Source organism: Salinibacterium sp. PAMC 21357 (assembly GCF_000247645.1).
In the GTDB taxonomy this organism is placed as follows: Bacteria; Actinomycetota; Actinomycetes; order Actinomycetales; family Microbacteriaceae; genus Rhodoglobus.
The window spans coordinates 450,229-462,481 of the sequence record NZ_AHWA01000006.1; the positions used below are offsets into that span (position 1 = coordinate 450,229).

11 protein-coding genes are annotated in these 12,253 nt (G+C 60.2%); 5 read left to right on the forward strand and 6 right to left on the reverse strand.

The genetic code is table 11. The features are described 5' to 3' along the window. Window positions 1–42: 42 nt before the first annotated feature. Window positions 43–1,332, reverse strand: coding sequence for an ABC transporter substrate-binding protein (locus ON14_RS14700; RefSeq protein WP_010206275.1), 1,290 nt, complete (start codon window positions 1,330–1,332; stop codon window positions 43–45). Window positions 1,333–1,694: 362 nt separating this feature from the next. On the opposite strand from ON14_RS14700, the gene ON14_RS14705 reads away from it, so the two are divergent. The 4 genes from ON14_RS14705 (at window position 1,695) to ON14_RS14720 (ending at window position 6,022) form a co-directional block, all read left to right on the forward strand. Next, window positions 1,695–3,182: a S1C family serine protease gene (locus ON14_RS14705; protein ID WP_010206277.1), complete on the forward strand. Its 1,488-nt coding sequence runs from the start codon at window positions 1,695–1,697 to the stop codon at window positions 3,180–3,182. Between the two features lie 125 nt (window positions 3,183–3,307). After that, on the forward strand, window positions 3,308–4,336 hold the full coding sequence (locus ON14_RS14710; RefSeq protein WP_010206279.1) for a glycosyltransferase family 2 protein: 1,029 nt from the start codon (window positions 3,308–3,310) through the stop codon (window positions 4,334–4,336). A 4-nt stretch (window positions 4,337–4,340) separates the two neighbouring features. Further along, window positions 4,341–5,159 carry a CDP-alcohol phosphatidyltransferase family protein gene (locus ON14_RS14715; RefSeq protein ID WP_010206281.1) on the forward strand — a complete coding sequence of 273 codons (819 nt, stop codon included), beginning with the start codon at window positions 4,341–4,343 and terminating at the stop codon, window positions 5,157–5,159. After that, window positions 5,156–6,022 carry a glycosyltransferase family 2 protein gene (locus ON14_RS14720; protein WP_010206282.1) on the forward strand — a complete coding sequence of 289 codons (867 nt, stop codon included), beginning with the start codon at window positions 5,156–5,158 and terminating at the stop codon, window positions 6,020–6,022. The genes ON14_RS14715 and ON14_RS14720 overlap by 4 nt, the downstream gene beginning before the upstream one ends. A 79-nt stretch (window positions 6,023–6,101) precedes the next feature. Here ON14_RS14720 and ON14_RS14725 read toward each other — a convergent pair whose 3' ends face one another. Beyond that, window positions 6,102–8,060, reverse strand: a complete 1,959-nt coding sequence (locus ON14_RS14725; RefSeq protein WP_010206283.1) for a DEAD/DEAH box helicase — start codon at window positions 8,058–8,060, stop codon at window positions 6,102–6,104. Window positions 8,061–8,299: 239 nt separating this feature from the next. Next, window positions 8,300–8,863 (reverse strand): hypothetical protein, encoded by a 564-nt coding sequence (locus ON14_RS16450; RefSeq protein ID WP_337459762.1) that lies wholly within the window; start codon window positions 8,861–8,863, stop codon window positions 8,300–8,302. Here ON14_RS16450 and ON14_RS16455 point away from each other — a divergent pair. After that, window positions 8,830–9,588 (forward strand): CDP-glycerol glycerophosphotransferase family protein, encoded by a 759-nt coding sequence (locus tag ON14_RS16455; RefSeq protein ID WP_337459763.1) that lies wholly within the window; start codon window positions 8,830–8,832, stop codon window positions 9,586–9,588. The two genes, ON14_RS16450 and ON14_RS16455, sit on opposite strands and share 34 nt — an antisense overlap. A 5-nt stretch (window positions 9,589–9,593) precedes the next feature. Here the strand turns inward: ON14_RS16455 and ON14_RS14735 are convergent, their stop codons facing one another. The 3 genes from ON14_RS14735 to ON14_RS14745 form a co-directional block, all read right to left on the reverse strand. Next, on the reverse strand, window positions 9,594–10,526 hold the full coding sequence (locus ON14_RS14735; protein ID WP_202800975.1) for a hypothetical protein: 933 nt from the start codon (window positions 10,524–10,526) through the stop codon (window positions 9,594–9,596). A gap of 63 nt (window positions 10,527–10,589) precedes the next feature. After that, complete coding sequence (locus tag ON14_RS14740; protein WP_010206285.1) at window positions 10,590–11,330, reverse strand: ABC transporter ATP-binding protein; 741 nt, start codon at window positions 11,328–11,330, stop codon at window positions 10,590–10,592. Further along, entirely contained in the window at window positions 11,330–12,115 is a 786-nt protein-coding gene (locus ON14_RS14745; protein ID WP_039743137.1) for an ABC transporter permease, read from the reverse strand. Before ON14_RS14745 ends, ON14_RS14740 begins: the two co-directional genes overlap by 1 nt. Between the last annotated feature and the right edge of the window lie 138 nt (window positions 12,116–12,253).

The following is a 12,253-nucleotide window of genomic DNA, read 5'->3' on the forward strand; positions in this document are numbered from 1 at the left end:
CCTAGGCCGCCCGTCGGTTATTCGGGGCTGAGCGAGCTCGCGCTAGCCGACCATCTGATTGAGCAACTCCATTGCTTCATCCCAGGCAGTGTCACCATCGGTGATTTCGCCTTGGCCAATGCGGTCAAAGACCGGACCGAAGACGTTGTCCTGGATGTTGGAGTCCTCGGGTCCCTTCACTTGAGCGATGACACCCTCTGAACGAGCACTGAAGATCTCACCGACGGGGGCGTTGTTGAAGAACGCGTTAGTGGAGTCTGCAACGAGAGCTTGACCCTCAACAGTGCTCGGGAACGGTCCGGCAACTTCGAATGCCGCTGCCTGCTGTTCGGGTGCAGCGAGCCAGAGCGCGAGAGCTGCTGCCTCTTCTTTGTGCTCGGATGACTCGGCGACACCGAGGAAGGCGCCGCCCCAGTTGGCTGCTCCGCCGGGGAGTACATCGGCGAAGTCCCAACCGCTGTCGGTGGTGCCTTCGTCGTAGTAGCCCTGCACAATGCCGAGCATCCAACTCGGGCACATGTAGGTGGCGAAGTCGCCAGCCTTAGCCTGTGGCCCGACATCCCATCCCGGAAGGCCAGCACCGAGACCGGCAGTCTCGGCGTCGACGATCATGGCGAGTTGGTTCTTGAGAGCGGAGTTGCCCTCGATGTTCAATGTTTCGCCATCGGCTTTGTAGTAGCCCTCAGCCTGTTGGTTCACGAATGAATTCCAGAAGAATCGGGGGCTGTGGTAGAACGCTTTTCCGCTGGCTTCGACGTATTCATTGCCCACTTCGAAGAAGCGATCCCAACTGGCATCTTCGCCACCGAAGTACTCGGCAACTTCGCTACGTTCGCTCGGCAGGCCCGCTGTCTCAAAGAGGTCGCCGCGGTAGCAGATGCCCTGGGGGCCGATGTCGAGACCGGCTCCGATAACGCGGCCGTCGGCGTCCGTTCCCTGCTCGTACTTCCAGTCGAGCCAATCGCTCTTGACATCTTCGATGCCGTAGTCGCGCAGGTCGACGAATGATCCGCTGACTTCCTGAATCGTGCTGAGCCAGCCTTCCTCGATCGCGACGACGTCGCTGAGTCCGGTGCCGGCGGCGATCTTGGCGTACGCGTCGTCGCGGGCAGCTCCACCGCCCTCGAGGTTGGTGGCCTCGATGACAATGTTCGGGTTTTCTTCCATGTACTTCTCGTAGTTGGCATCGACACCCATGGTGCCGAACGTCGTTACCGACAGAGTGATCTTTCCGTCGTCGGAGCCGCCACCGGATGCGCTGCATCCGGTGAGGGCCATCGCAAAGATTGCGGCACCTGCGATCGTGGCTGTTGTTGCGCGTCGTGAATTCACGGCACTCCTTTGTGGGCGTGTATCAGGGGAGAAGCGCTTATCGTCACTCTTCATGGAAGCGCTCCCATGGACTTTCGACAAGACTAGAGAGGGCCTCATCTCCTGTCAAGAGATTTCATGGAAGCGATCCCATGAAATCGAAATTGGGGAACTTTCGAGACTTCCGTACTGTTGAAATCTCGCTCGTGGACCCGACCCGACATCGCGTCACCGAGGCGGGAGTCATCATGACTGCACGGCCGTAACGGCTCAGCGTCGTAGACGCCGACCAACTCGCGGCGGTCACGCAGCCCTCGTACAGCGTGCCCAAATAGAATGCACAGGTTCGCGATGGAAGCTTGCATCGCCGAAAGGAGCACAACATGACTGAGGTCCCCGAAGAACCGACCCCCGCAACAACACCCGGCGAAAACAACACCCCCACAACTCCCAGCAGTGACGCAACGCCCGCTAGCGAGGCAACGCCGGCAAGCGAACCGACGGTGACTGAAGCGTCAATGAGCGAACCGACGCTAAGCGAGCCCACTGTGGTCAACGAAGCGGCTCAGGTGGCGACGATTTCAGCTGCCGCCCCCGGTGCCAGTTTTGGGCCGGCCGCAACTGACGGTTTCGCGGCTCCTGCTCCGAAACCTGAGAAGAAAAAGTCAGGCATGACGCTCGGCCTCGTCGCCGGATTCGCCATCGTTGCGCTCCTCGGCGGCGCATCCGGAGCAGGCGTAGCGCTGTGGGCAGTGGGCAACCAAGCCACTTCGGCGGTTAGCTCAACGACAAGCCCCGCCTCGATCACTGTGAACGATCCGGGAAATGCGACGCTTGTCACCTCAGTCGTTGCGAAAGCGGCCCCCGCAATCGTCACCATTAACGTGAGCGGCCAGAATGCGGGCGGTAGCGGATCCGGTGTGATCATCAGCGCTGACGGCAACGTCATCACGAACGCCCACGTCGTTACTCTTGACGGCCAAGTTGCCGATCCCAAAGTGACTGTCACGACGAGTGATGGCCGTCTGCTCTCGGCAACCGTGGTCGGTTTCGACCCCATTTCTGACATCGCCGTAATCAATATCGATGATGTCAGTGACATGCCCTTCGTCGAAATCGCCGACTCCAGTGCCCTCAACGTTGGCGATGGAACAGTCGCCATCGGTGCTCCTCTCGGCCTTTCTGGCACCGTTACGAGCGGAATCGTCAGTGCGCTGAACCGAAGCATCACGATCGCATCCTCGGCATTGCCTGAAGACCCAGAAGCAAGTACAGAAGCGCCCGATGACAGCCAATCACCTGACCTCTGGAACTTCGACCTCTTTGGGGAAAACGGTCAAGATAGCGGTCAGAGCTCAGCAAACCAGGCCTCGGTCGCGCTTTCGGTAATCCAGACGGATGCTGCGATCAACCCGGGCAACTCGGGCGGTGCGCTGCTGAATTCTGACGGTGAGCTCATCGGAATCAACGTCGCCATCGCGTCATCCGGCGGTAACGCAGGCAGCATCGGAGTTGGGTTCGCAATTCCTTCGAACTTTGCCAGCCGCATTGCTAACGAGATTCTCGAGAATGGAACCGCCACCCACGGTCTCCTCGGTGCTGCCGTCGCAGACGTTACTGACGACCCAGCGCAGAGTGAAGCCGAAGTCGTCGGTGCGAGCATCGTCGACGTCTCAGCAGGCGGAGCAGCAGCGGATGCTGGGCTCAAGGTTGGCGATATCGTCACGAGCTTCAATGGTCTTCCCATCACCAACAAGACTGACCTCACCGCTCAGGTGCGTGCGCACTCGGCCGGCGAGGAAACCACACTCAGCTACGTGCGTAACGGCAAGGCCTCCACGGTCGACGTCACGTTAGGGTCGCTGAACTAACAACAACCACACTGCGGCGCGCACGGGCATTTCAGCCTGTGCGCGCCGCATACGTGTGTAAGCCTCGCAGTTCTCGCCCCACACGATAAGCTCAACCGACAACCCGGTCCGACGCATTGGAACACATGGCAGAGAAGGTTCACGCCCTCACGGGTGTCTCGTACGTGATGCCCGTGCTCAACGAGGTTGAGCACATCGAGGCAGCCGTCGACAGCCTCACAGCGCAAGACTACGAAGGCCCATTCGAAATCGTGCTCGCCCTGGGCCCGAGTGTCGATGGCACCAATGCTGTCATCGACGAGATGGCACGGCGTGATCCCCGCATCCGTCATATCCCCAACGAGCTTGGCTCGACGCCTGGCGGTTTGAACGCTGCGATACGGGCCTCAACCCACCCCATCGTGGTGCGTGTTGACGCGCACTCCGTGCTGCCAACTGACTACACCCGCATCGCTGTCGAAACCCTTGAACGCACCGGCGCCGATAACGTCGGCGGCATCATGAAAGCCCAAGGGCGCACCCCGTTCGAGCGAGCCGTTGCGCACGCTTACGGATCGCCAGAGGGCCTTGGCGGCACCCAGCACCACACCGGTGGCAAAGCTGGCCCCGCCGACACCGCTTACCTGGGCGTTTTTCAACGCGACCGACTTGTGGCTGTCGGCCTCTTTGATGAAGACATTAAGCGCGGCCAAGACTGGGAACTGAACCGCCGGCTCCGGGCCAGCGGTGGCACGGTGTGGTTCACTCCAGAACTTCAAGTCGTTTACCGCCCGCGGTCAAGCCTGCGCAAGCTGGTCCGACAATTCGTCGCGACCGGAATCTGGCGTGGAGAATTGGCGCGCCGCTTTGGAACAGCAAACTCGCTGCGCTATTTCGTGCCGCCGCTCGCGGTTCTCGGCACAGTGCTCGGCCTTATGCTTGGCATCGTCGGCAGCGTCACGAGCGCCAGCTGGTTGAGCCTCGCCTACATCGCCCCAGTGATCTACGGCCTCTTCGTTCTCGCCGCCTCGGGCATTGCGGCAGCAAAAGACGGGCTACGATCAGGTCTCTGGTATCTGATCGTGTTGCCGTGCATCCACTTCGGTTGGGGCACAGGTTTCATACTGGGATTCCTCAAACTCACCAAAAATATCACTGCGCAAACGGGAAGGTAACCGCGTGTCTACCCACACACCAGCAGACCCCTCAGCCCGTCCGCAGAGCATCGCGCAATTGCGTGAAGTAACGCAGCCACCAGAGGTACGACTACGCGCTAACGCCGAACACTGGACGGCGTCGCTCTACCTACGCGACATTTCCCCTTACGTCACGTGGATGCTGCTGAAGACATCGATCAGCGCCAATGGGGTCACCGGCCTCATGATTCTCACGGGCTGGCTCACTGCCGCAGCACTCCTCATTCCCGGATTCACGGGCGCTGCGCTCGCCCTTGTTCTCGGCCAAATGCAGATGCTCGTCGACTGCAGCGATGGCGAAGTCGCCCGCTGGCGCAACACGCGTTCGCCGGCCGGGGTGTTCTTGGACAAGGTGGGGCACTACACAACAGAGGCGCTTATCCCCATCGCTCTCGGCATCCGGGCAGCAGGATGGCCCCTCGATTTTCCCGCTGATTTTGCCTGGACTACCGCCGGTTTTGCTCTCGCCCTACTCATCGTGCTGAATAAGGCCCTCAACGACATGGTGCACGTTGCGCGTGCCAATGCTGGTCTCGAGAAACTCAGCGACCGCAAGAGCGAGGCAGAACCGAGCCACAGCACGGTGGCGAAACTGCGTCGCTTCGCTCGTTTTGTGCCCTTCCACCGCCTATATCACTCGGTCGAACTCACGATGATCGCCTTTGCGACCGCGATCGTTGCGCTCTTTGTGCCCGCGTTGGCCGCTGAGCGCACCGTGCTTCTCATCTTGATTCCGCTGGCAGCACTCGCGTTGGCCGGTCACTTCGTTGCGATCATGGCTTCCAAGCGCGTTCGCTCATGATTCATCGCGTCGGCGTTGTCTCTCTCAGTCAGGGAAAGCGTCCTGCTGACCTGGCCCGCGGTCTCGCTTCGCTTGAGGTGCAGCGCGGGGTCGAGCTCGACATCATCGTTGTCGGCAACGGCTGGGAGCCCACAGGCCTTCCGGATGGCGTGCGCGGCCTCCACCTGACCGACAACCTCGGCATTCCCGCTGGCCGCAATCGTGGGGTTGAGCACGTCGAGGGCGACTGGATCTTCTTTCTCGATGACGATGCCAGCATTCCCTCTCCGACCTTCCTCAGCGATGCGATTGCCAAGTTTGAGACCGACCCTGCGATTGGCCTTCTGCAGCCCCGCGTGGAGGATGCTGAGGGCAAAGAGAACCCTCGGCGGTGGATTCCGCGCATCCGCAAGGGTGACCCGCGGCATGCCAGTGACGTCTTCTCGGTCTGGGAGGGCGCGGTGCTCATGCCCCGCCCGCTGTTCGACGAGATTGGCGGCTGGGGAGACCCGTACTTCTATGCTCACGAAGGCATAGAGCTGGCGTGGCGCGTGTGGGCTGCCGGCAAACGCACCTGGTATGCCGGAGATCTCGTGGCCAACCACCCGGCTATTGACCCGGCGCGGCACAGCTACTATTACCGACTCAACGCGCGCAATCGTATTTGGTTGGCGAAGCGTAATCTGCCGGTACTGCTCGTACCGATCTACGTTGCAAGCTGGACCGCGATACAGATTTTGCGTTCGGCTCGCAACCCTGTCGGCATGCGTGCTTGGTGGGGCGGCTGGTTCGCCGGCTGGCGCGAGAACCCGGGGGGCCGTCGCAGCATGAGCTGGGCGACCGTGGGACGGATGGCGCGTGCCGGTCGACCACCCGTCATCTAGCTTCACTAGAGCGGGTTAACTGACTCAACGGCAGCCTCCACGTTTCCGTGATGAGGCCGCCGCTGAGGCTATGAGCTAGTTAGTATCGCGGCTTGCGAGTGGGGCGATCTTCGTAACGGCTTCCGCTGTCGCGAGTGCCGCTGTCGCGAGTACCACCGTCGCGGCTTCCACTGTCACGACCAGCGCTCTCTCGCGGGGCAGAATCGCGGTTGTTGTAACCACGCGATTCTTCGCGTTCGCGGTTGGCGCGGGCGCCGCCCTCGAAGGAACGATCGCGGCTGGGGGACTTGCCGTCAGCGCCGCGTGCTCCGCCGCCATTCGCTTTGCGGTCGGGGCTGATCTCGATCAGCTTGCCGCTGATGCGGGTATCGCGCAGTCGCTCAAGCACGTCTTTCGACATGTCTGCGGGCAACTCGACGAGCGAGAAGTCGGGACGAATCTGGATGTGGCCAAAGTCGTCACGGCTGAGCCCGCCCTCGTTGGCGAGGGCTCCCACAATCTGGCGAGGCTCAACGCGCTGGCGCTTGCCAACCTCGATGCGGTAGGCCGTCATCGGCTTAGTGGAACGGGGGCGTCGCTCGGGGCGATCGCCACGCTCGCCGCCACGATCTCCGCCGCGTTCGGGGCGATCGTTGCGCGAGTTGCGCTCGTCCCGCTCGCTGAAACGCTGGGCACGTTCTTCCTCGGCCGACAGCAGCAGGGGAGTGTCACCCTGAGCGACAACGGCTAGTGCCGCGGCAACATCAGTCTCAGGAATATCGTGGTGCTCAACGTAGTGGGCGATGATGTCCCGGAACGCCGAAATGCGCGGCTGCTGGTTGAGCGCCTCAGTGATGGCGTCATCAAAGCGAGTGAGTCGCGTGGAGTTGACGTCTTCGACCGAGGGCAGCTGCATCTGAGTGAGCGGCTGGCGCGTGGCCTTCTCGATGGCGGTCAGCAGGCGACGCTCGCGAGGAGTGACAAAGCTGATCGCCGAACCGCTGCGACCGGCACGACCGGTGCGACCGATGCGGTGCACGTACGACTCGGTGTCAACGGGGATGTCGAAGTTGACGACGTGGCTGATGCGGTCAACGTCGAGTCCACGAGCTGCAACGTCGGTTGCTACGAGGATGTCGAGCTTGCCTGACTTGAGTTGGTTGACGGTGCGCTCGCGCTGGGCTTGAGCTACGTCACCACTGATGGCTGCTGCCGAGTAACCGCGCGCGCGCAGCTTCTCAGCTAAGTTTTCGGTTTCGCTCTTGGTGCGAACGAAGACGATCATTCCTTCGAAGTTTTCGACTTCGAGGATGCGGGTGAGCGCGTCGACCTTCTGCGGGTACGAGACAACGAGGTAACGCTGGCTGGTGTTTGCCGAGGTGGTGGTCTGCGACTTGACCGTGATCTCTTCGGCATTGTTCAGGTACTTCTTGGAGATGCGGCGAATTTGGGCCGGCATCGTCGCGGAGAAGAGTGCGACCTGTTTGTCGTCGGGGGTGTCGGCGAGGATCGTCTCGACATCTTCGGCGAAGCCCATCTTGAGCATTTCGTCGGCCTCGTCAAGTACGAGGTACTTGAGTTCGGAGAGGTCAAGGGTGCCCTTGGCGAGGTGGTCCATGATGCGGCCGGGGGTACCGACAACAACGTGAACGCCACGGCGCAGTGCGGACAGCTGAACGCCGTAGGCCTGACCACCATAAACGGGGAGTACGTGCACCCCACGCATGTGGGTGGCGTACTTCTCGAAAGCTTCACACACCTGCAACGCGAGTTCGCGGGTGGGGGAGAGCACGAGAGCCTGAGGCTTGCTCTGGGATACGTCGAGGCGAGACAGGATGGGCAGCGCGAACGCTGCCGTCTTACCTGTTCCGGTCTGGGCGAGGCCGACTACGTCGCGCCCCTCCAGAAGAGTAGGAATGGTGGCTGCTTGGATAGCCGAAGGCGTCTCATAGCCAATGTCACGGACCGCTTTCAAAACCGCATCGCTGAGCGCGAGGTCGGAGAAAGTGATCGCGGTCTCGGTGGAGTCAGACGGTGCGGTTGAATCAGAATCGGTCATTCTATCAATCGTACCTTCTAAACCTGCGAAAACCTGCGGATTACCGTAGCCTGCCCCCAGCAACTGCCCAGATGACGTAAACGTTAGGGCGAGTACTATCGAAACTACGGCCCAATCGCACCCCAGTGCTCCGCTACCGCAGCACTGCGACAGCTCCCCAGCATGAGCATCGGCTCGGTAACGGTGTAGTGAAAAGTGCGTTGCACCGGCCCTCGACTGATTTGATTGAGACCATGGCTCTACGGAAAGATTTCACGACCGCACGCAAGGTGGTGCGCACAATGTTGCGTTCGCGCCGCAATCGGCGTCGCGTCGCGAATCTCGTGGGTGAGCATCCGCTGCCGACGCCCGGAGCAGTCAGCATTGTTGTGTACTTCGCTGATACCAAGGTCAACCTTTATCAAATCCGTCAGTGGTATGCGCCGCTTGCGGAGTTGTCGAAGCGTTTTCCGGTGAGCATCATCGCTCGCTCGCCGAGCACGGTGCTTGCGCTCTGGGATGAAGCTCCGGTGCCGACGGTGTATTTGCGGCGCGTTTCTGAACTTGAACAGTTTGTTTCTGAGCAACCGCTCAAGATCGTTTTTTACGTCAACCAGAACGCCAAGAATTTTCAGATGTTCCGTTATGGGCGCATGTGGCACGTTTTCATCAACCATGGTGAGAGCGACAAAATGTACATGACGACAAACCAGTTCAAGGCCTACGATTTCAGTTTCGTCGCTGGCGCTGCTGCTCTCGATCGTTTGAGCACAAACTGTGGGATTTCGATTTGGAGAAGAAAGCAATCCCGATTGGTCGCCCACAGGCCGACCACTTTGCCGGTGAACTGCCTTACACGCCAGATGCCCGCACGGTCATCCTGTATGCGCCGACGTGGGAGGGCGACAGGGAAGCGGCGGCCTATGGCTCGATCGCTACCCACGGTGTCGCTCTAGCTAAGGCCGTGCTCGCCAGCGACAAGCACCGTCTCATTTATCGGCCGCACCCACGCAGTGGAGTTGCCGATGATGAATACAAGAATGCCAACGTAGCGATCATCGCTGCGATTGCCGAAGCGAACGAAACTGATCCTTCGGTGCAGCACATTTACGATGACGGCAAAGAGCTGGGTTGGCAGTTGGTGGCGGCGGATGTCGCGATCACTGACGTTTCAGCGATGGTCTATGACCGGCTTGCCACCGGTAAGCCCCTCATCATTGCTCGTCCGGTATCGCCTCTCGCTGATATCGACGAGGCAGGATATTTAGGAGCTTGTGAGTGGCTATACGCCGATCGGGCTGGCGATATTTTGGCGATTGCCGAACGTGTCCAGTTCGACGAGTCGGCCCGCGAAAGCTTGGGCTACTGGGCCGAGCGTCATTTTGGCGATACCTCGCCGGGTTCAGCGACGATTCGCTTTCACGACGCCGTTGAATCGCTGGTCGCGCTGTGGCATCGTCACGCTCAGCTTCACATCGGCGATCGGCAAGCTACCGAAGTTGACCCTTTCGAGGATGATGACGAAGAAGAGTCACCCGCAACGGAATAGGTGAACTACGGACTCTCGGGGTTTTCGGTCGCTGTCAGCTCGTCAATATCGACGTGAGCGTCAAGGTCGGCGAAGCTCTCAAGTTCGACCCAGCCGCGACGTTTACGCAGGGTGGGCAGCTGGGGCCGCAGCTTTCGCTTGCCACCGTCGTGCGGCGCCGCGAGTGCTCGATTGGCTTTGGGGGCTTTCGGAGCCTTAGGGCCTTTGGGCGCTTTGGGGGCCCTGGGCAGCACAACTACAGGTTCTAGCCATAGCGGCAAAGTGGTGGGTGCCGGGCCGAAACCTTGGCGCGCGGTACGAATGATTTGACGCCCCAGAAGGTGGTTGCCACCGCCACCAATGACGGCACCGATTCCAAAGGGCACAAGACGGCCCACGATGTTGGTCCCTTGGGCTGCGGCAAACTTCTTTACAAAGGTGTGTTTGATGCGGTCGGCGAGGGGGCCCATCATGGCAGTCGGCATGCCCTTAGCCAGCGTCTCGCCCCAATACGCGGAACGAACAACGCCAGAGCCGGTTGCTTGGGCAGCCAACTGTTTTACGAGATCGCTGCCAGCGCTGCCGAGCACCATGGTCATGACGAGTGCCCGGGCGCGGTCGGGGTCTTCAACGACAATTCCGTGAACTTCGGTAATCGACTGGGCGAAGAGCGCACTTGCTTCGAGAAAGCCCACAGTTTCGACGCTCGAGAGAGCTAGCGAAGCACCGGTACCCACGGCGGGAATTGCTGCGCTTGCGCCCACCAAGGCGCCACCGGTCGTGACCGCAGCCAGATAGCGGCGTTCCAGAGTGGCGATAATTTGATCCGGGGTCGCATTCGGTTTTCCCCGACGGATGCTGCGAATGTGCGCCAATACAACGGGTCGCTGCACCGTAAGCACGCGGTCAATTCCGCGCACAACCATGGGATGTGACGTGCTCAGTTCGCTTGAAGCCATACGTTAAACCGTACCGGAGGTCTCTGACGGTGCCCTCGGAATAGCTGGGAATGGAGGTGTCGTTCAGGAACCGTAATCTTCGTTATAGCGGGCGAGCACATCGTTGATGGGCCCATCGAGCACGAGTTCACCTTTATCGAGGTAGAGGCCGCGGGAGCAGAAGCGGCGAAGGTCGCGCTCATTGTGCGACACAAAGAACAGTGTTCGGCCACCTTCGAGGAGTTCTTCGATGCGGCGGTAGCACTTCTCTCGGAAGGCTTTATCACCAACGGCGAGAACCTCATCCACCAAAATGATGGGTTCTTCGAGGCGAGAGATCACGGCGAAGGCGATGCGCACCTTCATGCCGCTAGAAAGATGCTTGTACGGCGTATCGATGAAACGCTCGATTTCCGCGAAGCTGATGATTTCGTCGAAGCGATCGCTGATCTCGTTCTTGGTCATCCCGTGCAACCCGGCGGTGAGATACACGTTGTCGCGCACGCTCAAGTCATCAACAAAACCACCAGTGATTTCGATCAGCGGGGCGACGCCCTTGCCGACGTGCACGCTACCTTCGTCGGCGAGCATCACTTCGGCAACTAGCTTGAGAAGGGTTGATTTGCCCTGGCCGTTGCGACCGACAACACCGATTGCTTCACCGGCGGTGACATCGAAACTTACGTTGCGCAGCGCCCAAAATTCGTCGGCGCGGGCACGCCGCTTACGCCCAGCAAAGAGATCCTTGAAGCTGCGGCGAGAGCGGCGGTTGAGTCGAAACCGGATGCCGGCGTCGTCAACCCGAATAACGTAATTGTCGCTCATTAGATCTCCTTCAGCACGGCACGTTCGGTGCGCGTGAAGACGAGGATTCCGACGGCAACCAGAATGAGACTCATGAGGGCCCCAATAATGACGGCGTACCAGTCGAGTTGTTCCGGAAAGAACGCTGCGCGGTAAAGCGAGAAAATTCCGGCAAGCGGGTTGAAAGCGGCGAGGCCGTCAAGCCCAAGCTTCGCCAGATCGGGGATGCCGTAAATGATGGGCGAGGCGTAGAAAAGAAAACGCAGAGCGAGCTTCGTCGCCCGCTCAAGGTCACGGAAGAACACAACGAGGGGCGCCACAATCAGGCCAACGCCCACCGTGAGCACGGCCTGCAGTAGTACGCCGAGCATGAAGTACACAGCCTCCCAGTGCAGCACAGCGCCAGAGGCGATCGCAAAAAAGGCAAGTACCGGAAGGCTGGCAATGAACTCAATGCCCTTAGAGAGCACGAGCCTAGCGACCCAGATGGTGCGAGGAATTTTGGTCGAGCGGATGAGCTTTGCCTCACGAAGATACGCGCGGGTGGCATCCGACACAGCGCCGTTGAACCACATCCATGGCAACAGGGCCGTGAGGAGGAACACGATGTAGGGGTCTTCACCGACAGCTTTGTCGAAGACCTGGGTGAAAACGAACCAGTAAATGCCTGCCATCACCAAGGGGTCAAGAACTGACCACACGTAGCCGAGGGCTGAGGTGGAATACCGCACGCGCAGGTCACGCATAGTGAGCAACCAAAGAGTGCGGCGGTATCGGGTGAGGGGAGACCATGCAGATCTACCCAGTGCTGTGTTCGCCACGCCCCTATAGTAAACGGGCGAAATGACAAACACTGTCACTCAGGCGTCGTTCTCTGAGTGATTCTTCACTTTTCGCAGAAACGCCCGCCCTGCACCAAGTGCGGGACGGGCGTTTCTGTAGGG

Coding starts and splice junctions, on each gene's coding strand:
- ON14_RS14710 (WP_010206279.1), top strand. CDS start 3,308: ATGGCAGAGAAGGTTCACGCCCTCACGGGTGTCTCGTACGTGATGCCC.
- ON14_RS14740 (WP_010206285.1), bottom strand. CDS start 11,330: ATGAGCGACAATTACGTTATTCGGGTTGACGACGCCGGCATCCGGTTT.
- ON14_RS14705 (WP_010206277.1), top strand. CDS start 1,695: ATGACTGAGGTCCCCGAAGAACCGACCCCCGCAACAACACCCGGCGAA.
- ON14_RS14720 (WP_010206282.1), top strand. CDS start 5,156: ATGATTCATCGCGTCGGCGTTGTCTCTCTCAGTCAGGGAAAGCGTCCT.
- ON14_RS14725 (WP_010206283.1), bottom strand. CDS start 8,060: ATGACCGATTCTGATTCAACCGCACCGTCTGACTCCACCGAGACCGCG.
- ON14_RS14735 (WP_202800975.1), bottom strand. CDS start 10,526: ATGGCTTCAAGCGAACTGAGCACGTCACATCCCATGGTTGTGCGCGGA.